The sequence below is a fragment of the Cyanobium sp. Aljojuca 7A6 genome, from assembly GCF_024346455.1.
In the GTDB taxonomy this organism is placed as follows: domain Bacteria; phylum Cyanobacteriota; class Cyanobacteriia; order PCC-6307; family Cyanobiaceae; genus Cyanobium.
Map to the genome: position 1 here is coordinate 179,878 of NZ_JAGQCY010000005.1, position 24,193 is coordinate 204,070.

The window sequence follows — 24,193 nt, forward strand, 5'->3', positions numbered from 1 at the left end:
GCGCTTGCCATCACCGTGAAGGGATGGCACAGCAATGATGCGCCATGCCGGGGGGAAAAGGTACCGCTCGAACACTCAGGCGGCCAGTTCGGGGATTGCCACTTCCTCGACGCTCGGGCAGGTGCAGACGAGGTTGCGATCGCCGAAGGCATTGTCGATGCGGGCGACGGCCGGCCAGAACTTGGCCTGCCGCTGACCCTCCCCGCCGGGAAAAGCGGCCTCACTGCGGCTGTAGGCCCGATCCCAGTGGTCGGCGGTGACCGCCGCCAGGGTGTGGGGAGCCCGCTTGAGCGGGTTGTCGAGGGGGTCGGCGGCGCCGGTCTCGATGGCCCAGGCCTCGCGGCGGATCCCCTCCATCGCCGCACAGAAGCGATCGATCTCCTGCAGGGATTCGCTTTCGGTGGGCTCCACCATCACCGTGCCCGCCACGGGCCAGCTGACGGTGGGGGCATGGAAGCCGTAGTCCATCAGTCGCTTGGCCAGATCGTCCACCTCCAGGCCGCAGCTGCGCTTGAGGGGTCGCAGATCGAGGATGCACTCATGGGCCACCCGGCCGCCGCGGCCCCGGTAGAGCACGGGGAAGTGGGGCTCGAGGCGCTCGGCGATCAGGTTGGCCGCCAGCAGGGCCACCTGGCTGGCGGTGCGCAGGCCCGAGCCCCCCATCATGCGGATGTACATCCAGCTGATCGGCAGGATGCCGGCACTGCCAAGGGGCGCCGCCGAGACCGGACCGATGGCCCGGCGGCCGGCGGCGGCGGCCAGGGGATGGGACGGCAGGAAGGGCACCAGGTGGGCCGCGACGCCGATCGGACCCACCCCGGGGCCACCGCCACCGTGGGGAATGCAGAAGGTCTTGTGGAGATTGAGGTGGCAGACGTCGGCGCCGTAGAGCCCCGGCTTGCACAGGCCCACCTGGGCGTTGAGGTTGGCGCCGTCCAGGTACACCTGGCCGCCGTGGTCGTGCACGACCTGGCAAATGCGGCGGATGCCCGTTTCGAACACCCCGTGGGTGGAGGGATAGGTGACCATCAGGGCCGCCAGGTTGGCGGCGTGGGCGGCGGCCTTGGCCTCCAGGTCAGCGATGTCGATGTTGCCCTGGGCGTCGCAGGCCACCGCCACCACCCGCATGCCGGCCATCACGGCGCTGGCGGGGTTGGTGCCGTGGGCACTGGTGGGGATCAGGCACACCTGCCGGTGGCCCTCGCCACGGCTGCGGTGCCAGGCCCGGATCACCATCAGGCCGGCGTACTCCCCCTGGGATCCGGCGTTCGGCTGCAGGGACACCCCCGCAAAGCCGGTGATCGCCCCCAGCCAGGCCTCCAGGTCGGCCGCCATGGCGGCGTAGCCACGGGTCTGGTCGGCGGGGGCAAAGGGATGGATCTGGGCGAAGGCCGGCCAGCTCACCGGCGCCAGTTCAGCGGCGGCGTTGAGCTTCATCGTGCAGCTGCCCAGCGGGATCATGCCGTGGACGAGCGACAGATCCTTGCTCACCAGGCGCTGGATGTAGCGCAGGAGTTCCGTCTCACTGCGGTAGCGACGGAACACCTCCTGACGCAGCCAGGGGCCTTGCCGCAGGGGCACCCCGTCGAGCAGTTCGGCCAGGGGCTTGCCCGCCAGGGCCACCAGGCCCGCCAGGAGGGCCGTGTGCGCCTCGGAGGCGGCCGCCGGGTCCGCCGCCAGGGCCGCCAGCAGGTTGGCCAGTTCCTCGGGGGTGGACAGTTCATCCAGGCTGATGGCCAGGGCCGCTTCACCGTCGTCGCCACGAATGCCGCAGCGGAGGTTGAAACCAGCGGCCTCGGCCCGCTGGCGCAGGCCGGGCGCGGCAGCGGTGCGCAACACCAGGGTGTCGAAGCCCGCCCCCGCCTCAGCCACCAGCCCCAGGGCCGCCAGTCCCAGCACCAACCCCTGGCGCAGCACCAGCAGGCGGCGGGCGATGGCCTCGAGACCATCGGGGCCGTGGTGCACGGCATAGAAACTCGCCATCACCGCCAGCAGCACCTGGGCCGTGCAGATGTTGCTGGTGGCCTTGTCGCGCCGGATGTGCTGCTCCCGGGTCTGGAGGGCCAGCCGCAGCGCCGGGTTCCCCTCCGCATCCTTGGATTGCCCCACCAGGCGGCCGGGAATCTGGCGTTTGAAGTCGTCCCGGGTGGCGAAGAAGGCCGCGTGGGGACCACCGAATCCCATCGGCACCCCATAGCGCTGCAGGCTGCCGACGGCGATGTCGGCGCCCAGCTCACCCACCGGGGCCAGCAGCGCCTGGGCCAGGGGATCCACGGCCACCGTGCTGATCACCGCGCCGGAGCGGGCCTCGGCCAGCAGCGGCGAGGGATCCCAGAGCCGGCCCTCAACGCCGGGAAGCTGGAGCAGCAGGCCGAACACGTCGTCGCCCAGCGCCCCATCGGGGCTGTTGCTGACGGCCTCGGCCTCAAACGTCTCGATGACGATCCCCAGGGGTTCGGCCCGGGTCTGGAGCACCGCGAGGGTCTGGGGGAAAACGGCCTGGTCCACCAGAAAACGGCGGGCCCCGCTGCGTAGGGTGAGCGCCGCCGACATCGCCATGGCTTCGGCGGCGGCGGTGGCCTCATCCAGCAGCGAGGCGTTGGCGATGGGCAACCCCGTCAGCTCACTGACCAGGGTCTGGAAGTTCAACAGGGCCTCCAGACGGCCCTGGGCGATCTCTGCTTGATAGGGGGTGTAGGCGGTGTACCAGCAGGGGTTTTCCAGCACGTGGCGCTGGATCAGGGCCGGCGTCGCCGTACCGTGGTAGCCGAGGCCGATCAGACTGCGCAGCACCCGGTTGCGGCCGGCCAGCTCGGTCAATTCCTTCAGGGCCTGCTCCTCCGGGCAGGGAAGCGGCAGGCCGATCTCAGCTTCGGGCGCCGTCAGCAGGATGTCGGCCGGAACCACCTCCGCCGCCAGCTGATCAAGGGAGCCCAGGCCGAGCTCCGCCAGCATCCGCTGCTGATCTTCGGGATCCGGACCCAGATGCCGGACCAGGAAGGAGGCGGACACGGGCGTTCGGGATGGTGGTGGCGGGATCCTAAGGAATTCAGCCCGCCTGCACCTTGGCCCCGTAGGTGGCGGCATCCATCAGGGCCTCCAGTTCGTCAGGCGCGGCGAGCCGCAACACCAGCAGCCACCCTTCCCCGTAGGGATCGTTCTGGAGCTCCTCAGGGCTGGCCAACACCGCCTCGTTACGGGCCTCGACCGTGCCACTCACCGGGGCCATCAGATCCTCCACCGCCTTGACCGATTCGACGCTGCCGAAGCTCGTGCCGCGTGCCAGCCGGGCCCCCACCGCCGGCAGCTCGACGAAAACGATGTCCCCGAGTTGATCCACGGCGAAGGAACTGATGCCCAGGCGCACCAGGTCACCCTCCGGACGCACGTACTCGTGGCTTTCGGAATAGCGGCAGTCGTCGGGGAAGGAGTGCGCCAAGGCCGGTGGGGTGCGGGGAAGGCAGCCTCAGTTTGCCTCCGGCAGGGACGCCAGGGCCATAAGGGCCCGTTCCAGGGCCAGGGCCACATGGCCATGGTGGGTGCCGCCCTGGGCAAAGAGCACGTAGGGCTCCCGCAGCGGGCCGTCGGCGGAGAACTCGCTGGTGCTGCCGTCGATGAAGGTGCCCCCCGCCATGACCAGATCACTGGCGTAGCCGGGCATGGGGGCCGGCACCGGATCCAGGTAGGCCCCCACCGGAGACAACGCCTGGAACGCCCGGCAGACGGCAATGAGTCGACCCGGATCGCCGAGCCGCACCGCCTGGATCACATCGCTGCGCTCGGCACCGGGAGCAGGGTTCACCGGATAACCGAGGCTGGCGAACACCTCGGCCACCAGCTCGGCGCCGATCAGGGCCTCGGCCACCATCTGGGGGGCCAGGAACAATCCCTGGAACAGCAGCCGGTGCAGATCAAACCCCGTGCCCCCCTCGCTGCCGATCCCCGGGGCGGTGAGCCGGCAGCAGGCCATCTCCACCAGCTCCTTACGGCCGGCCACATAGCCCCCCGTCGGCGCGATGGTGCCACCAAGGTTTTTGATCAGGGATCCGGCGATCAGATCGGCCCCCACGGCGGTGGGTTCCTGCTCCTGCACCAGTTCCCCGTAGCAGTTGTCGACAAAGCAGACGCAGTCGGCCCTCAGTGCCTTGACCCGTTCGCAGAGGCGGCCGATGCTGGCCACCGAAAGGGAGGGCCGCCAGCTGTAGCCGCAGCTGCGCTGGATCAGCACCATCCGGGTCTCAGGGGCGAGCGCATCCTCCAGGCCCGCGTCGTCCACCTCTCCGCCCTCGGTGAGGGCGAGCTCGTCGTAGGTGATGCCGAACTCGGCCAGGGACCCCTGGCCCCGGCCCCGCAGCCCGATCACCTCCTCGAGGGTGTCGTAGGGGCGTCCGGTGAGCGCCAGCAGCCGGTCGCCGGGACGCAGCACCCCAAACAGGGCCGCGGTGATGGCATGGGTGCCGCTGACGAACTGAAGCCGCACAGCGGCGGCTTCGGCCTGAAGCACCCGCGCGAAGACCCGATCCAGCACCTCCCGGCCCAGGTCACCATGGCCGTAGCCGCTGACCGAGGCGAAGTGGTGCACCCCCAGGCGTTCGGCCGCGAAGGCCTCCAGCACCCTTGCCAGGCGGGGCCGCACGGCGGCGGTGCGGCGGGCCGCCACCGGGGCGAGCCGCTCAAGGGCGGCGGCGACGGTTTCCGCAGGGTCGAATCCCTCGCCCGGGCCTGGAAGAACCTGCTCCAAAGCCCTTGGGCCAGCAGGGCTCACTCTGCCATCGCTGCGTAGGCCAGGATGGGGCTGGCTTTTTCGCTCACACCCACCCTTTCACCGGAGAAACGTTTGGTCGCACGATCCGATGCCTTTCGATCAGGCCAGAGCGCCCAGACCGTGCGCGTCCCCCGGCAGGAACCCAGTCACTCGCGCAAGAAAGACCAGCTGCTGGCGGCCACGCAGCGGCCCAGGCCGCCCCTGCCGGCAACACAACGCAAATTCAAGACCGGCACCACCGGTTTCATGCTGGCCATTCATGTGGGGGCCGTCTTCGCCCTGCTGCCCCGCTTCTGGAGCCTTCAGGGGGTGATCGTGCTGGCGGTTCTCTACTGGGCCACGGTGCTGGGGGTGACCCTCGGGCTGCATCGGCTGGTGGCGCACAGGGGCTTCGAAGCCCCGCGCTGGGTGGAGCGGCTGCTGGTGCTGATGGGCACCCTGGCCTGCCAGAGCGGCCCGATCGAGTGGGTGGGGCTGCACCGGCACCACCACCTCTTCTCCGACCAGCCCAACGATCACCACGACGCCGCACGGGGTCTGTGGTGGGCCCACAGCGAGTGGATGCTGCACAAAATCCCGGCCCTCACCGAGATCCACCGCTTCACCGGCGACATGGAGAAGGATCCCTTCTACCGCTGGCTGGATCGCTGGTTCCTGCTGCTGCAACTGCCCCTGGGGGCTGCTCTCTACTGGTATGGCAACTGGGCGGACGTCCCCGGCGGGGGACTGGGACTGGTGCTCTGGGGCATTCCCCTGCGTCTGGTGCTCGTTTATCACGTCACCTGGTTGGTGAATTCCGCCACCCACGCCTTTGGGTATCGCAATTTCGACTGCCCCGACCGCTCCCGCAACTGTTGGTGGGTGGCCCTGCTCACGTTTGGTGAGGGCTGGCACAACAACCACCACGCCTACCCCCACTCGGCCCGCCATGGGCTGCGTTGGTTCGAGTTCGACATCACCTGGCAGCACATCCGCGCCCTGCGGGCCCTGGGCCTGGCCAGGCGCGTCCGCATCGCCCCCGTCTTCGGCCACCGCGGCGACGCGACCGCCAGCGCCTGATCAGAGGTCCGCGTTGTCGGCCGTCGCCGGGATCGCCGCCCCGATCTCCCGGCGGATGGCGGCCGCCAGGTCGTCCGGGGCCTGCTCGGCCCCTTCCCCCTGCAGCGGGCGCGCCCGCTGTCGCAGCAGCTCCAGAAAGCGGTCCGGGCCCAGCTCCTCCTCCCCAGCCGCCCCCAGGGCCGCCAGGGTGCGACGCAGTTCCGGCAGTTCGGCATCGAGTTCCATCGCCGTGTAATCGCGCTGGCCGGCGATCACCTCGGCAAAGCGCTCCCGCCGCTGGCGTTTGGCCACCGGATAGGCCGCCATCAACCGGTCGCGGCAATCACGCCAGGGTCTGCCGGCGGTGAGCAGATGGGCCAGGGCGGCACTGAGCCCCCCGGCCTCCGCCTCAGCGATGCGCAGATCAAAGCTGGCCGGCGGCTGGCGAAAGCCCACGAACACCTCGAGCAGGGCCCCGGGCCCCAGCACCCGCTGGCGCTCGTCACGCACCGGCAGGGCCGAACTGCAGAGGGCTTCGAAGAGTTCCGGGTGGGCCGCCAGCAAGGTGCGCGCCGCCATCGGCTCCAGCCGGCCCTCGGGAGCCTGGGCATCGAGCCAGAGGTTCACGCTCCCCAGGGCCAGGAAGACCTCCGGGCCCGGGGAGGCCAGCTTGCCGTTGCGCAGCATCGAGAGCTGGGAGTTGTGCACCCGACCCAGGTCAAGGGCCTCGGCCAGCATCGGCAGCACCCGGTGGGACCAGCCGTTGCGCTCGTGCCAGACGCGGATCAGGTGGGCAAAAGCGATGCGACCAGATACGAGTTCGTCTCGGTATCCCACTCGATCTGGATTCGTATTGCTACTATTGTAGTCAATCAACAGGAGCCCGGTCCTTCATGGCCGTCACCCCCCTCTCTCGCCCCGGCACCCAGCCAGGCGCCCCATCCGGCAACCGCCGCGATGCCGGCACCAAAGCACGCCACACCCGCCGCCCGGCCAGCATCAACCAAGGGGCCGATGCCCTGGTGCGGGCGCGGGCCCTGCACGAACCCCGCCGCGGCGAACCCCGCGGCGTCTCTCCCAAGGGCACCCGCTGGGGCACGATCGGCTTCATGGTCCTGATCCATATCCTGGCGGTGGTGGCCCTTCTGCCCCGCTTCTGGAGCCTGGAGGCCGTCGGTGCCCTGCTGGTGATGTACTGGGTCACCGCCTGCCTGGGCGTCACGATCGGCTACCACCGCCTGCTCAGCCACCGCTCCTTCCGCGTTCCCCAGTGGCTGGAGCGCTTCTTCGCCACCTGCGGCGCCCTCAGCTGCCAGCACGGCCCAATCGACTGGGTCGGCCTGCACCGCCACCACCACAAGTTTTCCGATACGGAAGCGGATCACCACGACAGCAACAAAGGCTTCTGGTGGTCCCACATGGCCTGGATGTTCGAGGAGATCCCCGCCATGGCCGCCGTGCCCCGCCTCACCGGCGACCTCGCCACCGACCCCTACTACCGCTGGCTGAACCACAGCTTCCTGCTGCTCCAGGTGCCCCTGGGCCTGCTGCTCTTCTGGATCGGCAGCGTCACCGGTGCCGGCGGCTGGGCCCTGGTGCTGTGGGGCATCCCCCTGCGCCTGGTGATCGTCTATCAGTGCACCTGGCTGGTGAATTCCGCCACCCACATGTGGGGCGAGTCCGTCCACGACAGCGGTGACAAGTCCAAGAACAACCCCTGGGTGGCGGCGCTCACCTTCGGTGAGGGCTGGCACAACAACCACCACGCCTTCCCCCATTCCGCCCGCCACGGCTTCGGCCCTCGCCAGTTCGACCTCACCTGGCAGCACATCCGGCTGATGCGGGCCCTGGGCCTGGCCACCAGGGTCCGCCTGCCCCGGGCCGCCGCTCCCTCCAGGGCCATGTCGTAGGCTTCTCAATCGGATTTCAGATGGCTCAGCCGGGGCGTTGTCATGGTCAAGAAGCGTGTACGGGTGGTCCTGGGCGAGGACATCCTGTCCCTGGGCAAGGACGGAGACCTGGTGGAAGTGGCTCCCGGGTACGCCCGTAATTACCTGCTTCCCACCGGCAAGGCCCTGGCCGTCACCGCCGCCGTGCTGCGGCAGGTGGAGCACCGGAGGGCCAAGGAGGCTGAGCGCCAGGCGGCCCTCAGGGCTGAAGCGGTCGCCTTCCGCACCGCCCTCGACACCATTGGCCGCTTCACCGTCAAGAAGCAGACCGGTGGCGACGACGTCCTGTTCGGCACCGTGACCAACGGCGACGTGGCCGAAGCCATCGAGGCGGCCACCAAGAAAGAGGTCGACCGCCGCGTCATCACCGTTCCCGAAATCCACCGCACCGGCTCCTACAAGGTGCAGATCAAGCTGCACCCCGAGGTCGTCGCCGACGTCAATCTGGAAGTGGTCAGCTACTGATCAGCCAGCAGCGAACCGATTTTTTCCGCTCCGGGCACCAGAGTGATTCATCTCACTGGCGCCCGATCCCGACCGATCCGGTGTCCCTTTCCGTGAGTCGCGTTCTGGTGTTGCGTCCATGGTGAGCGTTCCCCTGGCTGGATCCGATCCCCCCAGGCCCGACGGGCCGAGGCCGGCGTCCAAGCGTGCCGAACAGGCCGGGTTCGAGGCCCTGCCCGATTCCGTTCCCCCCCAGAACCTGGAGGCGGAGGAGTCGGTGCTCGGCGGCATCCTGCTGGATCCCGACGCCATCGGCCGCGTTGCCGACGTGCTGCGCCCTGAGGCTTTCTATCTCGGCGCCCACCGCGAGATTTACCGCACGGCCCTGATGCTGCACAGCCAGGGCAAACCCACCGATCTCACGGCGATGGCCGCCTGGCTCGCCGACACCGGTCAGCTGGACAAGGTGGGTGGCAGTGCCCGGCTCGTCGAGCTGGTGGAGCGCACCCTCTCCACCGCCTCCATCGACCAGGTGGCGCGTTTGGTGATGGACAAGCACCTGCGCCGGCAGCTGATCCGCTCCGCCAACGACGTGATCCGCCTGGGCTTCGACCAGAGCATCCCCATGGAGCAGGTGCTCGATGAGGCCGAGCAGAAGATCTTCGCCATCAGCCAGGAGAAGCCCACCTCCGGCCTCACCCCCACCGCCGAGATCCTCACCAGCACCTTCAACGAGATCGAGAGCCGCTCCCTCGGCACCGCCGTCGCCGGCATTCCTGTCAACTTCTACGACCTCGACGCCATCACCCAGGGCCTGCAGCGCAGCGACCTGATCATCGTCGCCGGGCGTCCGGCCATGGGCAAAACCTCCATCGTGCTCAACATCGCCAAGAACGTGGCCCAGCTGCACCAGCTGCCGGTCTGCGTGTTCAGCCTGGAGATGAGCAAGGAACAGCTCACCTACCGCCTGCTCTCGATGGAGGTGGGCATCGAGAGTGGCCGCCTGCGCACCGGCCGCCTGCAGCAGGAGGAGTGGCCCCTGCTGGGCCAGGGCATCAACAGCCTCGGCCAGCTGCCCCTGTTCATCGATGACAAGCCCAATTCCGGTGTGCTCGAAATGCGCTCCCTCTGCCGGCGCCTGATGGCCGAAACCGGCAAGGAGCTCGGCCTGATCGTGATCGATTACCTCCAGCTGATGGAGGGCACCACCCCCGACAACCGCGTCCAGGAGCTTTCCCGCATCACCCGGGGCCTCAAGGGCATGGCCCGTGAGCTGCACGTGCCCGTGGTCGCCCTCTCCCAGCTCAGCCGCGGCGTGGAGTCCCGCACCAACAAACGCCCCATGCTCAGCGACCTGCGGGAATCGGGCTCGATCGAGCAGGACGCCGACCTGGTGCTGATGATCTATCGCGACGAGTATTACAACCCCGAAACCGCCGACCGCGGCATCACCGAAGTCATCGTCACCAAGCACCGCAACGGCCCCGTCGGCACCGTCAAGCTGCTGTTCGAGCCTCAGTTCACCCGTTTCCGCAATCTGGCCGCATAGGGATATCCGCCGTATCGCTGCAGCGAAGGTGCCAGTAACCTCAGCTTCAAGGTATCGTGAAAATATACATGCAGCACCATTCTTTCTGGTTTTACGTTTTCACGTTTTTCGGCATTATTCTGGCTCGCTACCTGCTCATGGCAGGCTTTGCCCATTGGCTCCTCTATGACCGTCAGCCGGCGAACGGATCCGTCCTCAACGACATCCACCTTTCCGTCCTGTCGACGGGGATCTTCGCCCTCGCCACCGCCGTGATCATGACGCTGCATGAACAGGGACTGACCAGGCTCCACGGCCAGATTCAGGCCTCCAACTGGTGGATCCTGCCGCTCAGCTATCTGGCCGTGCTCGTGCTGCAGGATGCTTACTTCTACGCCACCCACCGGCTGTTTCACCATCCAAAACTGTTTCCCTGGTTTCACCAGGGGCACCATCGATCACGTCAGCCCACGCCCTGGACCTCCTTCGCCTTTGACCCCCTTGAGGCCGTGGTTCAGGCCCTGTTCCTGATCGGGGTCGTGATGCTGATTCCCCTGCATTTCATTACCTTGCTGGCGGTGCTCACCACGATGACGGTGTGGGCCGTGGTGAACCATCTGGGCCTGGAGGTGCTGCCGCTGCACTTCCCCCACCACTGGCTGGGTCGCTGGCTGATCGGCCCTGCCCACCACTCCATCCACCACCGTCGCCACGGCAAGCATTTCGGGCTTTACTTCACCTTCTGGGATCGGGTGTTCGGCAGCGAGGATCCCGCCTATGCCGCGTCACTGCAGCCCGCCGCCGTAGCCCTGCCCAGGCCGGCCCGCCAGAGGGGTCCTGACAGGGGCGACCCGTGAAGCGTCAGAATGAATTCAGAGTCTTGGTGTCCAGGTCATGTCCCCGCGACCAAGCCCACCGACCAGCGACACGTCCTCCTTGGGAGAGACTGGGCCTGAGGCCCCTTCGGTGGGGCAGGCCCTGAATCACCGGCTGCGGCAGCTGCATCAGCAATTGATGGAAATGACGCCTGATGTGGATCGGGTGGCTGTCGCACTTTACGACCCTCAAGTGGATTTATTAAAGACGTTCATCAATAGCACCCGCACTGGAGAGGCGATCAGCGGCTATGAGTTTCACCTCTCCAAAAGCCAATCGCTCAGTCACATGGCCACAAGCCGGTCCTTCCGCGTGCTGGACAACATCCCGGCCGCGGTGGAAGGTAACACCAAGCACTCGGCCTGGCTGCTGAAGGAGGGCTACCGCTCGTCGCTGACCATTCCCCTGTTCGACAAGGGTTCCTTCATTGGCTTTCTCTTCTTCGATTCGCTGAAGCCCGCTGTTTTCATCGAAAGTGTGCAGCGAAAGCTGTCTTTGATCGCTTCGATGATCAACATGCTGATCAGCAGCGAACTCAATCTGGTTCATTCAATCACGGCTTCGGCCCAGGTGGCACGGGAGTTTGCCAACCTCCGGGACTTTGAAACCGGCGCCCATCTTGAGCGCATGGCCCACTACTCGCGGCTGATCGCCCGCGAACTCCAGCAGAGCCATAACTTGAGCGATGAATACATCGAGCATCTTTACCTGTTCGCGCCCCTGCATGACATCGGCAAGATCGGCATTCCCGATCGGATCCTGCTCAAGCCCGGCCCCCTGGATGCCGATGAGCGTCGAGTCATGGAAACCCATGTGCAAAAAGGCATGGAGATTCTGGAGAGAATGGTGGGTGAGTTTGGCCTTGAAGATCTACCCGACTCGGCTGTGATGAAGAATGTCGTTTCGGGCCACCATGAAAAACTCGATGGCTCCGGCTATCCCATGGGCCTCAAGGGTGAGGCCATACCCCTGGAGGCTCGGATCATCGCAGTGGCCGATGTGCTCGATGCCTTGACCAGCCATAGGCACTACAAAAAGGCCTGGACCATGGACCTGGCTATCGCGGAACTCGACCGACTGGTGGCAGAGGGACAGTTTGATGCTGACTGCGTGGCTGCCGTGAAGCGGCGGCGGGGCGCTGTGGAAGCCATCCAGGACCGCTTCCAGGATGCCTGAATCCTCGCCCTGCCGGCCTGAAGCTCAACGCCACCGACCCCTGCAGCGCCATACATTCCATTCATGGCCCTGAGCGCAGCCCCCACCGAAAGCTTCGACCTGATCGTGGTCGGTGGCGGCCCGAACAACGGACAGCCAATGGATGAAGTGGACGCCCTGTGGTGGGGTAATCGGCCCACAGGCCCTTGCGGGCTCAGGTCAACTAAGAGTAGCAATCCCCCCAGATACTGCAATGGTTCATGGTTCCAGCACACTCCCCACCTCGTCCTGGGAGCCTGGTCAGGGCGACGGGGCAGAAGGATCAAGAGGATCCCCTTGATCCCGTAGGGTCGGGTGATCCGGGTAAGCAGCAACTTCGGAAGCGTCGACAGCACAATCGTCTTGATCCTCAATCACTGGCACCAGCCTGGGAGGCCGCATGGGGCCGAAGCCAACACTACCTTGGCATTCACGGAATCGCCATCTTCGCCAAGAGGTAGTCCCCCATTTCTTGCTTGTCAGCGACTCCTTCTGAGTGCTCCATGGCCGCCACAACTCAGAAGTCTGGTTTGTGGCGGCCATGGCTATCCCGGAGGGTTTGCTGGCTCTTCCCAAACTACGGTCGCAGAAGTCAGCATGGCATGTGTTCCTCGGGGCGGATGCACACGGGATCCAGAGGATGGCTTCGTCGATACTAGGCATCGCAGGATGTATCACCGCAAGAATGTCTAATGGTTTCATGAGGGCCAACACAGTCGACGCCGTCCGCCCCCATGGCCACCTTCCGTTTCAAGAGGATCGCAGCGATGGATCAGGCACACATGCATGTGCTTGGAGTCATTCTGATCTCCCTCCAGTGATCAACCTTGTCCAAAGGGTCCGCACGATTCTCGTCCGGCCGGTTCTCAACCATTCTGGGCCAGCGCTCAAACCGCTGGAACCACGTGAACGCTGAATCCATAAGTTCACTGTAAGGAGGAGCTGAATAAAGATCAACCCAAGCCAATTGAGTACTTTCCAGATTGAAGTGGTCAGCCCACATCCTCAACCTGAACGGCTCGCCAGCTCAACCGCTGATCAGAAGAACGGAAGGGAGGGGGGAGGGAGACTACACAAGTCAGACATCAAGCTCAACACCCCAGCAGCGCAGAGCATCCAAAGATGCCGTCACAATCGCATCATGCTAGTACTGAAGCATCAGCTGCATTCCCAGGAACCGCCTTATAGCGGATGATCTTCTGCGTCAAGTGACGTGAGCACAGGCTTTGGTGCTCGTCTGCGCAGACCCTGGAATCAGCAAGACAGGAGCGAGCCTCAGGGCCGATCGCCATAAAGATTCATGAACTTCACGCGTGACACATGCAGAAAGAGGCCAAAGTCTAAAATTATTAAGCTTCTATCAGCCCTTTCTCAAGCCGATCGGACACGTTCACTCCTGATTTACTCATCAATCGACTGAAGTCATGGCCACCATCACCGGAACAATCAACGCCGATGTCATCACTCCCGATGACATCACCAATGGTATCGTCGGCGGTATTCCCTCCGACCTTGCCGATTCGATTTCCGGAGCCGCTGGCAACGACCTGATTGATGGTGGCGGGGGCAATGACACCCTGAACGGTGACAGTAACGATGACACCATCTTCGGTGGTGACGGCAACGATCTGATCGATACCAACACGTCAACAGCAGCTGGGAGCGATTCCCTCGATGGCGGGGCCGGCAATGACACTCTGTTCGCCTTCGGGGCCGATACCATTGATGGCGGTGCCGATGATGATCTGATCCGAGTCTGGAACGATCAATCCTATGCCCTCCAGGGCGGGGCCGGCATCGACACCTTGTCGATCATGAGCAGTTACTGGTTCGCGGGCACGTCCTTCAACACAAGCAACGGGATTGAGATCGTTCAGGGCAACAACTTCTCCATCTACGCCGGTTCAAGCTTCGGGGCCACCACCGATGACAACCTGAATTTCACGGGCATCAGCCTGAACGCCGTCAGTTTCATCGACGGCTTGGGTGGAAACGACACCATCACAGGCTCAAGTGGTTCCGATGCCATCCGCGGTGGCAACGACAACGACTCCCTCAGCGGGGGATCGGGGGATGACACGCTCACCGGGAATGCCGGCAATGACACACTCCGGGGTGGTGACGGCAACGATCTGATCGATACCAACACGTCAACAGCAGCTGGGAGCGATTCCCTCGATGGCGGGGCCGGCAATGACACTCTGTTCGCCTTCGGGGCCGACACCATCGATGGCGGTGCTGATGATGATCTGATCCAGGTCTGGAACGATCAATCCTATGCACTCCAGGGCGGGGCCGGCATCGACACCTTGTCGATCATGAGCAGTTACTGGTTCGCGGGCACGTCCTTCAACACAAGCAACGGGATTGAGATCGTTCAGGGCAACAACTTCTCCATCTACGCCGGTTCAAGCTTCGGGGCCACCACCGATGACAACCTGAATTTCACGGGCATCAGCCTGAACGCCGTCAGTTTCATCGACGGCTTGGGTGGAAACGACACCATCACAGGCTCAAGTGGTTCCGATGCCATCCGCGGTGGCAACGACAACGACTCCCTCAGCGGGGGATCGGGGGATGACACGCTCACCGGGAATGCCGGCAATGACACACTCCGGGGTGGTGACGGCAACGATCTGATCGATACCAACACGTCAACAGCAGCTGGGAGCGATTCCCTCGATGGCGGGGCCGGCAATGACACTCTGTTCGCCTTCGGGGCCGACACAATCAACGGCGGTGCCGATGATGATCTGATTCAGGTCTGGAACGACCAGTCCTATGTCCTCCAAGGTGGGACTGGCATCGACACCCTGTCGATCATGAGCAGCTACTGGTTGGCGGGCACGTCCTTCAACACAAGCAACGGCATTGAGATCATTCAGGGCAACAACTTTGCGATCTACGCTGGTCCCAGCATTGGTGCCACCACCAACGACACCCTGAATTTCTCTGGAATCAGCCTGAACGCCGTCAGCTTCATCGACGGCCAGGCTGGCAACGACACAATCCGCGGCATCGCTGCCGCCGCACAGATCAGAGGGGGACTCGACAACGATTCGATTGTCGGGGGCACTCTCAATGACACGATCCGAGGAGATGCCGGCAACGACACGTTGCTGGGTGGAAGCGGAAACGACATCCTCGACAGCGATTCGAGCAATGCAGCCGGCGATGATTCCTTGGTAGGCGGCAATGGAAACGACACCCTGTTCGCCCTTGGTGCCGACACAATTCGCGGTGATGCCGGTAACGACTTGATCCAAGTGTGGACAGATCGGTCCTACGACATTCAGGGCGGAGCCAATATCGACACGATCGCGATCGCGAGCAATTGGTGGCACATCGGCAACAGCTTCAGCCTGGCTGGCAACGGGATCGAAATCATCCAGGCCAATGGTCAGGAGATTTACGGCGGCTCAGGCTTCGGGGCCGCAAGCAATGACAACCTCAACTTCACCGGCATCACGGTATCCGGCCTCGACTTCATCGACGGCCAGGCCGGCAACGACACCATCCAGGGACTGGCTGGAGCCTCCAAGCTCTATGGCGGCGGGGACAGCGACTCGATCGTGGGCAGCACCGGCGACGACACCTTACGCGGCGATGCCGGGAACGACACCCTGCTGGGCGGTGATGGCAATGACATCCTCGACAGTTCACCCTTCAGTGATGCCGCAGGAGCTGATTCCCTGGTCGGCGGCAATGGCAACGACACTCTGTTCGCCCAGGGTGCGGACACGGTCCGCGGCGATGCCGGCAACGATCTGATCCAGGTCTGGTCGGATTCTGTTTATGATCTTCAGGGTGGGACCGGCACCGATACGGTCTCGATCGCCAACACCTTCTGGTTGATCGGCAACAGCTTCAGCTTGGCAGGCAGCGGCATCGAGATCATTCAGGCGAATGACCAGGAGATCTATGGCAGCACCACCAATGACAACCTCAACTTCACCGGCATCACGGTATCCGGCCTCGACTTCATCGACGGCCAGGCCGGCAACGACACCATCCAGGGACTGGCTGGAGCCTCCAAGCTCTATGGCGGCGGGGACAACGACTCGATCGTGGGCAGCACCGGCGACGACACCTTACGCGGCGATGCCGGGAACGACACCCTGCTGGGCGGTGATGGCAATGACATCCTCGACAGTTCACCCTTCAGTGATGCCGCAGGAGCTGATTCCCTGGTCGGCGGCAATGGCAACGACACTCTGTTCGCCCAGGGTGCGGACACGGTCCGCGGCGATGCCGGCAACGATCTGATCCAGGTCTGGTCGGATTCTGTTTATGATCTTCAGGGTGGGACCGGCACCGATACGGTCTCGATCGCCAACACCTTCTGGTTGATCGGCAACAGCTTCAGCTTGGCAGGCAGCGGCATCGAGATCATTCAGGCGAATGACCAGGAGATCTATGGCAGCACCACCAATGACAACCTCAACTTCACCGGCATCTCAGTCCAAGGGCTCGATTTCGTGGATGGCCAAGGTGGTGATGATTCCATCGTTGGCAGTCTTGCCAACGATGATTTACGTGGCAGCGAAGGTAATGACACCCTGCGTGGAGGCGATGGCAACGACACCCTCAGGGGCGGCAATGGCATTGACCTCTTTGATGGCGGTGCCGGTGTCGACACCATCGACTTCAGCTTCACAGGAACGGGGGGGAGCATCACCCTCCCGAGTGGTGTCAGCACCATTGGTGGCTTCAATGAATCCTTCACCTCGATCGAGAACGTGATCGGCAGTCAGGGAGCCGATTCCATCACTGGCTCCGCTGATGCCAACATTCTTGATGGTGCTGGTGGCAATGACACCATTCTCGGTGGAAATGGCAACGACACCATTCTTGGTGGTTTTGGGTTGAACTCTCTCAATGGCGAGAGTGGTGTCGATACGGTTGATTTTCGTTTCCTCGGCGCAGGCAATGGCGCCGACATTAATCTGACCACACAATTAGCGTCTGTTGTTGGTGTCGGCAATACCACTGTGGTGGCCTTTGAGAACGCTGTTGGTGGTGCTGGAAACGACACGATGACGGGCACTACAGCAGCAAATTACCTTGATGGTCTCAGCGGCAACGACTCCATTTTCGGCGATAGCGGCAACGACACATTAAGCGGAGGCCTGGGCGCCGACAGCCTTAACGGTGGAGCCGGAATCGACACAGTCGATTACCGTTATGCCCTAGGCGGAACAATCAACCTCGCCACTGGTACAGCCAACTTCGGTCCTGCCGACATCGATGCCTTGAGTTTGATTGAGAACGTGTTGGGATCCCAGGGCCGTGACACCATCACCGGCTCTGCCGGCGCCAACCTTCTGGATGGAGGCCGAAGCAATGATTCAATTCTTGGTGAGGCTGGGAACGACACCCTTCTAGGTGGTCTGGGCTCAGACACCCTGGAAGGGGGGATCGGGAATGACGTCCTGGATGGCGGCTCGGGACATGATCGCCTCGTTGGCGGCACCAACAATGATATCTATGTTGTGGATTCTCTTGGAGATGTAGTCATTGAATTCGTCGGTGAGGGCACTGACACAATTCAAACGACTCTGGCCAGCTATTCTCTTGTCGGTTTAGAGGTGGAGAACCTCACTGGCACCAATGCAATCGCCCATTTCTTCACTGGAAACGCCCTGAACAATGTCTTGACTGGCAACAGCGCTGCTGACCAGCTCAACGGCTCAGACGGCAACGACACGCTGAACGGCGGCACTGGAAATGACACCCTCGCAGGTGGCTCCGGAAATGATGTTTACATTGTGGATTCTCTTGGTGATGTGGTGGTCGAGCTACTTGGCGAAGGAACGGATACAATTCAGACCAATTTGGCTAATTTCAGCCTTGCTGGGAAACAGGTTGAGAATCTCACTGGCAGCAATGCCATCGCCCACGTCTTCACGGGAAATTCGCTGAACAATGTCCTTACTGGAAATGGCGCAGCCGATCAGCTCAACGGCTCCACCGGTAATGACACGCTGATCGGTGGCGCTCAGAATGACACCCTAACCGGTGGCGCAGGATTGGACGTTTTTAAATTCAATTCTCCCGGAGAGGGCACTGATACTATTCTTGATTTCGCCAGTGGCTCCGACAAGATCCATGCCGTTTCCGGCACGTTCGGAGCACTTCCCGTTGGGTTGCTTGCAGCAGGCAACTTCCGGCTGAGTGGCCAGGCGCTACCTGCCGCGGCAGTTTTCATCTACAACGGAGCCACTGGTGCCCTCAGCTTCGATTCCAACGGCAGCGCAGCCGGCGGACTCAGCACCATTGCCAACTTGACTGGGTTGCCGTCGCTTGTCGCCAGTGATATTCAGATTGTTGCCGCCTGAGATCTGGCCGTGTGCGGTCTGGTGACGAAGATTGGACAGTATGCGTAATCCTCAGGTCGCCATGGAATCCGTTCCGACCTACTGATGCGCGTCCTGTTCGTACACCAGAACTTTCCCGGCCAGTTTCGCCACCTCGCTGCCGCGCTAGCGAACGATCCCACTCATCAGGTGGTGGCGATCGGCGAAGCCCCTAACCTCAAACGCCAGGGTGTCTGCCATCCGAGGATTCATCGCCTGGGTTATGGCCTTGACGGCCAACGAGTGAGCACGACCAATCCCTGGCTCAAGGATGTCGAGGCGGCCGTGATCCGCGGCCAGGTGGTCTCCAAGATCGCCAGGCAGCTGGCGGGACGCGGGTTCAAGCCGGATCTAATCGTTGGTCACCCAGGCTGGGGCGAGACCCTCTTTCTTAGGGACGTGTTTACCCAGTCGCACCTCATCACCTACTGCGAGTTCTTCTACCGAGCGGATGGGGCGGATGTGGGGTTCGATCCGGAGTACCCCGCCAAGGCCGACGACATCGGACGATTGCGGGCACGCAACTTCAGCCATCTCTCGGCCATCGAAGCGGCCGATCAGGGCCTCAGCCCCACTCTCTGGCAACGCAGCCTTTACCCCTCCATCCTGCAACCTCGCATCCAGGTCTTGCACGAGGGCATTGACACCGATCGGTTGAAACCTGATCCGCAAGCACAATTGCGGATTGGTCCACTGGAACTGAAGCCAGGGGACCCTGTTGTGACCTATGTAGCGCGTAATCTGGAGCCGTACCGAGGCTTCCATTGCTTCATGCGGGCGTTGCCAGCGATTCAGGCCGGTCATCCGGATGTCCGGGTGATTGTGGTGGGGGGTGATGAGGTGAGCTACGGACGTACCCGCAGCGATGGCCAGACCTACAGACAGGCCCTGACCGCAGAGCTTGATGGACGCGTTGATTGGTCTCGTGTCCATTTCCTTGGCAGAGTGCCCTATGCCACATACCAACGGGTGCTTCAGGTATCGGCGGTTCATGCGTACCTCACTTACCCCTTTGTGTTGTCGTGGTCCTTGCTCGAAGCGATGGCTACCGGATGTCTGATCGTGGCGTCAAAGACGACACCGGTGCTCGAGGTCATCGAGGACGGCGTCAATGGCTGGCTGATTGACTTCTTCGATACCGAGCAACTTGCCAAACAGATACTCCTCGCCCTTTCCACTCCTGAACAGACCCTTGCCATGCGCCAGCAGGCGCGCGCAACGGTGCAGGCGCGCTTCGACCTCCATCGCCACTGCCTGCCGAGGGGATTGGAGCTGCTGCTTCAGGCAGGCCACTGAAGACATCGCAACGCCATCCGCTGGGACCCGCATCGACGCCATACATTTCAACCATGGCCCTGAGCGCAGCCCCCACCGAAAGCTTCGACCTGATCGTGGTCGGTGGCGGCCATGCCGGCTGCGAAGCGGCCCTCACCGCCGCCCGGCTCGGGGTCTCCACGGCCCTGTTCAGCCTCAACCTCGACCGCATCGCCTGGCAACCCTGCAACCCGGCCGTGGGTGGTCCGGCCAAGAGCCAGCTGGTGCACGAAGTGGATGCCCTGGGGGGGGTCATCGGCCGGCTGGCGGATGCCACCGCCTTGCAGAAGCGGCTGCTCAACGCCAGTCGCGGCCCCGCCGTCTGGGCCCTGCGGGCCCAGACCGACAAACGCCAGTACGCCCGCCAGATGCTGCAGCTGCTGCAGCACACCCCCAACCTCGCCCTGCGCGAGGCGATGGTGACCGGGCTGGAGGTGGAAGGGGATCCCGGCGATTCAGCCGGGGCGCGGGTCATTGGCGTGAACACCTACTTCGGCAGCGTCTACGGCGCCGGCGCCGTGATCCTCACCACCGGCACCTTCCTGGGCGGACGCATCTGGGTGGGCAACCGTTCAATGGCGGCGGGCCGGGCCGGTGAGCAGCCAGCCGAAGGCCTGACCGAAGCTCTCTGCGCGCTGGGGTTTCGCACCGACCGACTCAAGACCGGCACACCCGCCCGCGTCGACCGGCGCAGCGTGGCCCTGGATCGCCTTGAGGAGCAGCCCAGCGACGCCGCTGATCGTTTTTTCAGCTTCGATCCCACCGCCCGGGTGAGCGGCGAGCAGATGGCCTGCCACATCACCCGCACCACGGCGGCCACCCACCAGCTGATCCGCGACAACCTGCATCTCACGCCCATCTACGGCGGCTTCATCGACAGCAAGGGCCCGCGCTACTGCCCCTCGATCGAGGACAAGATCGTGCGCTTCGCTGACAAGGACAGCCACCAGATCTTCCTGGAGCCGGAGGGACGGGACACGCCCGAGCTCTACGTCCAGGGCTTCTCCACAGGCCTGCCCGAATCCCTGCAACTGGCCCTGCTGCGCACCCTTCCAGGCCTGGAGTCCTGCGTGATGCTGCGCCCCGCCTATGCCGTCGACTACGACATCCTGCCGGCGACCCAGCTGGAGCCCTCCCTGGAGACCAGACGGGTGCGGGGCCTGTTCTCAGCCGGCCAGCTCAATGGCACCACCGGCTACGAGGAGGCCGCCGCCCAGGGGCTGGTGGCCGGGCTGAATGCCGCGCGCCTGCTGGGGGGCCAGGATCCCGTCCATTTCTCCCGGGAGGGGAGCTACATCGGCACCCTGGTGGACGACCTTGTGACGCAGGACCTCAAGGAGCCCTACCGGGTGCTCACAAGCCGCAGCGAGTACCGGCTGGTGCTGCGGGGAGACAACGCCGATCGCCGCCTCACGCCCCTCGGCCACCAGCTGGGCCTGATCGACGAACGCCGCTGGCGCCTGTTCGAAGCCAAGCAGGCCGGGATCAATGCGGAAAAGCAGCGACTGGAGACGGTGCGCCTCAAGGCCTCCGATCCGGCCGCCAACGCCGTGACCGCCAGCACGGGCGCCGGTATCAACGGCTCCATCACCCTGGCCGACCTGCTGCGCCGACCGGGCCTGCACGGCCCGGATCTGGTGCGGCTGGGGCTGTGTGATCCGGACCTGCCCGCCGACGTGCGCGATGGCGCCGAGATCGACATCAAGTACAGCGGCTACCTGGCCCGCCAGGAACAGCAGATCGAGAGGGTCCGGCGCCAGCTCGGGCGGGCCATCCCAGCCGGTATCGCTTATGCCGGCATCCGCACCCTCTCGGCGGAGGCCCGCGAGAAACTGGCGGCCATCCAGCCCCGCAGCCTCGGACAGGCCTCGCGGATCCCCGGGGTGAGCCCCGCCGATGTCAACGCCCTGTTGCTCTGGCTGGAGTTGGAACGGCGCAAGTCGCAGCCAAGCCCTCATCAGACCCCTGAACCATCGTTACAGTGATGCACGCCTTCGCCGAGGACTGCACGTGAGCCCCTCCCCTCGGCGTCCCCTGCGCGGCATCCCCACCTCCCGTGCCTACTGGGAGCTGAAGGCCGAGCAGATGATGAACCGGGTCTTCGACCCAGAGGCCACCATCGATCTTGATGTGGCGGCCCAGGCCGAGCCCCCTGCGCCACTGCCGGTGGCCACCCCCATCCACCGGCTTCGGGGCCGACCGACCAAGCCAGCCCCTTCGGCGGCCACCGCCCCAACCCGGCCCGACCGCCACACCCTGCTGCTCACGGCGATGGGCGGTGTCTGCATGATCAGCGTCGCCAGCTCGGTGCTGTACCTGACCCATTCCAGCCGCATGCAGCAGGCCCTCACCCAGGAGCGCAGCCTGTTGCTGGTGGAACGGTTGCGCAGCCTCGGGCCAGCCAATCCGGCCCCGCTCGGGGCCGTGGGGGGCACCAACCTGACCAGCGGTGGGCAACCCCTGCTGCCACTCTCTGGCGACCAGCTGCCGCCGCCCCCGGACGAACCCTGGATCGAGCAGCTGTCCCAGCTGCCCCAGCAGGAGGGGGCGAGGGCCCCGGTCCTGCGGGTGCCGGTGAGCCCGAAACTGGCCGCCGCCGCCCCCCCTGCCAGTGGCGGTGGTGGCTACGCCGAACGCAGTGACGCCCCGACCGGTGGAGGTGCCGTGCCCGAGTTGGTCGGCGTCGTGGGATCGGCGGGCCGAGCCGCATCGGCGATCTTCCAGATGGGGGGAAGCTCCACCAGCGTCAACGCCGGCGAAGCGATCGGAGGCAGCGGCTGGCGCCTTCGCTCCGCCGATGGCGACGCCGCCCTGATCGAGCGGGGTGGTGAGGTGCGGCGCCTCTCGATCAGCAACGGCTACTGACCCGCCTCCCGGCCCGCCATGACCCCTGACTCCGGCGGCCTGTGGCCGTCCCCCAGCGTTCTGTGGCAGGCCAGCGCCGCCGCCGCTGAGGAGCTTCCGGCCGGCAGGGAACTCACTGGGCCCTGGAAGCTGTTACTGCTCGGCGACGGCAGTCCGACCCGGCACCTGCAGCTGCTCACCGGCCTGCCGGTGGAGGTGGAATTGATTGCCATGGCGTCCGAACCTGGGGGCTCCGCCGGGGCCCCAGCGGAGGTGGCCCACCTGGCGGAGCCCCTGCTCCGGCGACAGGTGTGGCTCACCTGCGGGGCGCAGGCCCTGGGCTGGGCGGAGAGCTGGTGGAACCAGGCCGAGGCGGAAGCGCATCTGCAGGATCGCCGCCTGCCGATCTGGCGCAGCCTCTCGGCAGGGCGGGCGGAGCTGTACCGGGAGGTGGATGGCGTTGGCCAGGTGCAGGAACCGTGGCTGGAGCAGCGCTTCGGCTGCGACGCTCCCTTCTGGAGCCGGCACTACCGCTTCTTTCGCCAGGGGAGGGAACTCACCGTGATCCGGGAAGTGTTCTCCCCGGCCCTGGAGCACTGGCTGGGTCCGGCCGAAAAAAGAAATGTTCGTAAAGACTGATCAATTCGGTAACACCGTGTGGCGGTTTCCTGTTGACGAATTGACGCTCCAGGGTCGTTAGCCAGGATTCAGTTACTCGATTTCACCTCCATGTCCACCCGCCACAGTGCCCAGACCCCGCCGGGAGGGGACTGGCTCACCCTCACCGAACTGGGCCGCCGCTACGGCGTCTCCGCCGTCCACACTGGGAAACTGCTGGTGGCTTCCGGCCTGCGTCGCAGCAGCGGCGAGCCCACCTCCGAGGCCCTGGCGGCCGGGCTGGCGATGCGTCCCCAACCCGGCCATCACCATTCCAGCCTCTGGCTGCATCAGGGTTGTGCCCCTCACCTGGAGAGGCTGGGGCTGGTGCCCCAGGCCCAGCGCACGATGGTGAGCCTGTGGGCGGATCTGCTCAGTGCCCTGCAGCACGGCTCACCCTCAATCAGCATCTCCGTGGAAGAGATGGCCAATGACGTTCCCCGCGACCTGGTGAAACCAGTGAACAGGGAACTGCGTCAGCGGGGCTGCAGTTTCCGGGTCAACCCGAAGCTCAAGACAACCGCAGTCCCTGGGCCTGCTTGCTCGCCTGCTCGAGCATCTGACGCAGCCGGTCCTCGTCGGTCGTGCTGAGGTTGGTGCGCAGCAGCTTGGCGTGGGGAGCGTGAATCCTCAGGCGATCGATCAGCCGATCGGGGGTGGCGTCGCGCAGGAGCAGGCAGAGGGCCGCACTGCCAGGGGGGAGGGTCTCACCCACCTCGCGCATGAAGCCATCGTTGATGCCCAGGTCGGAGAGGGAGCCTGAAGCGGCCCCCAGACCCGCCCCCACGGCGGCCCCGAGCAGGGGGTTAAGGAACAGCAGACCCACGAGGGTGCCCCAGAAGCCACCGCCAAGGGCACCGGCTTTGGTGAGGTTGAGCGACTGGTGCAGGCGCACCTTGCCATCCAACTCCGCCTCCACCACCACGGCATCCTCCAGGGCGATCAGCTCCTCCTTCTGGATCTCCACCAGCTGACGCCGGACCTGATCCGCCTCCGCCACGGTCGGAAACCCAACGACCACCAGGCTGCTCATGGCAGACACGTTCTCGATTACGAAAGCATTCCTAACCCACTTCCGCCCGAAATGGCGGTGTTCCAGCCCCTAGGAGACTGATGAAAAACCTGGCCAGCCGCGAGAGAATGGAGTAACGGCACTGAGCAGATGCGCGGCCAACAGGAGAGGACCGGCCCCCTGTTCTCCTACATCTCCACGGAGGAGCGCATCCCC

At 64.6% G+C, this 24,193-nt stretch carries 17 protein-coding genes; 12 read left to right on the forward strand and 5 right to left on the reverse strand.

All coding sequences use genetic code 11. The features are described from left to right. Positions 1-75: 75 nt before the first annotated feature. The 3 genes from gcvP to KBY95_RS06740 all read right to left on the reverse strand — a co-directional run bounded on the left by gcvP (position 76) and on the right by KBY95_RS06740 (position 4,741). A complete protein-coding gene (gene gcvP, locus KBY95_RS06730; protein ID WP_396094884.1) occupies positions 76-2,955 on the reverse strand; it encodes an aminomethyl-transferring glycine dehydrogenase in 2,880 nt (959 codons plus the stop codon). Between the two features lie 94 nt (positions 2,956-3,049). Then, positions 3,050-3,439 (reverse strand): glycine cleavage system protein GcvH, encoded by a 390-nt coding sequence (gcvH, locus tag KBY95_RS06735; protein ID WP_254964195.1) that lies wholly within the window; start codon positions 3,437-3,439, stop codon positions 3,050-3,052. A 27-nt stretch (positions 3,440-3,466) separates the two neighbouring features. Beyond that, positions 3,467-4,741: a methionine gamma-lyase family protein gene (locus KBY95_RS06740; protein WP_254964196.1), complete on the reverse strand. Its 1,275-nt coding sequence runs from the start codon at positions 4,739-4,741 to the stop codon at positions 3,467-3,469. A gap of 144 nt (positions 4,742-4,885) precedes the next feature. On the opposite strand from KBY95_RS06740, the gene KBY95_RS06745 reads away from it, so the two are divergent. Next, on the forward strand, positions 4,886-5,824 hold the full coding sequence (locus KBY95_RS06745; RefSeq protein ID WP_396094882.1) for an acyl-CoA desaturase: 939 nt from the start codon (positions 4,886-4,888) through the stop codon (positions 5,822-5,824). Here KBY95_RS06745 and KBY95_RS06750 read toward each other — a convergent pair whose 3' ends face one another. Continuing rightward, positions 5,825-6,640, reverse strand: a complete 816-nt coding sequence (locus KBY95_RS06750; RefSeq protein WP_254964197.1) for a hypothetical protein — start codon at positions 6,638-6,640, stop codon at positions 5,825-5,827. Positions 6,641-6,696: 56 nt separating this feature from the next. Between KBY95_RS06750 and KBY95_RS06755 the strand changes: the two genes are divergently transcribed. The 11 genes from KBY95_RS06755 to KBY95_RS06815 all read left to right on the forward strand — a co-directional run bounded on the left by KBY95_RS06755 (position 6,697) and on the right by KBY95_RS06815 (position 23,556). Next, positions 6,697-7,713 (forward strand): fatty acid desaturase, encoded by a 1,017-nt coding sequence (locus tag KBY95_RS06755; protein ID WP_254964198.1) that lies wholly within the window; start codon positions 6,697-6,699, stop codon positions 7,711-7,713. A gap of 42 nt (positions 7,714-7,755) precedes the next feature. Further along, positions 7,756-8,217 (forward strand): 50S ribosomal protein L9, encoded by a 462-nt coding sequence (rplI, locus tag KBY95_RS06760; protein ID WP_254964199.1) that lies wholly within the window; start codon positions 7,756-7,758, stop codon positions 8,215-8,217. 118 nt (positions 8,218-8,335) lie between these two features. Then, complete coding sequence (gene dnaB, locus KBY95_RS06765) at positions 8,336-9,745, forward strand: replicative DNA helicase (protein ID WP_254964200.1); 1,410 nt, start codon at positions 8,336-8,338, stop codon at positions 9,743-9,745. Between the two features lie 137 nt (positions 9,746-9,882). Continuing rightward, on the forward strand, positions 9,883-10,581 hold the full coding sequence (locus KBY95_RS06770; protein WP_315858895.1) for a sterol desaturase family protein: 699 nt from the start codon (positions 9,883-9,885) through the stop codon (positions 10,579-10,581). Positions 10,582-10,690: 109 nt separating this feature from the next. Further along, a complete protein-coding gene (locus tag KBY95_RS16385) occupies positions 10,691-11,776 on the forward strand; it encodes an HD-GYP domain-containing protein (protein ID WP_254964202.1) in 1,086 nt (361 codons plus the stop codon). Between the two features lie 1,442 nt (positions 11,777-13,218). Further along, positions 13,219-18,132, forward strand: coding sequence for a hypothetical protein (locus KBY95_RS06790; RefSeq protein WP_261353528.1), 4,914 nt, complete (start codon positions 13,219-13,221; stop codon positions 18,130-18,132). An 84-nt stretch (positions 18,133-18,216) separates the two neighbouring features. Then, on the forward strand, positions 18,217-19,446 hold the full coding sequence (locus tag KBY95_RS06795) for a glycosyltransferase family 4 protein (protein WP_254964203.1): 1,230 nt from the start codon (positions 18,217-18,219) through the stop codon (positions 19,444-19,446). A gap of 53 nt (positions 19,447-19,499) precedes the next feature. Continuing rightward, a complete protein-coding gene (mnmG, locus tag KBY95_RS06800; RefSeq protein WP_254964204.1) occupies positions 19,500-21,449 on the forward strand; it encodes a tRNA uridine-5-carboxymethylaminomethyl(34) synthesis enzyme MnmG in 1,950 nt (649 codons plus the stop codon). Positions 21,450-21,474: 25 nt separating this feature from the next. After that, a complete protein-coding gene (locus KBY95_RS06805) occupies positions 21,475-22,329 on the forward strand; it encodes a hypothetical protein (RefSeq protein ID WP_254964205.1) in 855 nt (284 codons plus the stop codon). A gap of 18 nt (positions 22,330-22,347) precedes the next feature. After that, positions 22,348-22,947, forward strand: coding sequence for a chorismate lyase (locus tag KBY95_RS06810; RefSeq protein WP_254964206.1), 600 nt, complete (start codon positions 22,348-22,350; stop codon positions 22,945-22,947). Between the two features lie 90 nt (positions 22,948-23,037). Continuing rightward, positions 23,038-23,556 carry a hypothetical protein gene (locus KBY95_RS06815; RefSeq protein ID WP_254964207.1) on the forward strand — a complete coding sequence of 173 codons (519 nt, stop codon included), beginning with the start codon at positions 23,038-23,040 and terminating at the stop codon, positions 23,554-23,556. Here KBY95_RS06815 and KBY95_RS06820 read toward each other — a convergent pair. Further along, complete coding sequence (locus KBY95_RS06820; RefSeq protein WP_254964208.1) at positions 23,477-23,998, reverse strand: DUF1269 domain-containing protein; 522 nt, start codon at positions 23,996-23,998, stop codon at positions 23,477-23,479. The two genes, KBY95_RS06815 and KBY95_RS06820, sit on opposite strands and share 80 nt — an antisense overlap. Positions 23,999-24,193: the final 195 nt, after the last annotated feature.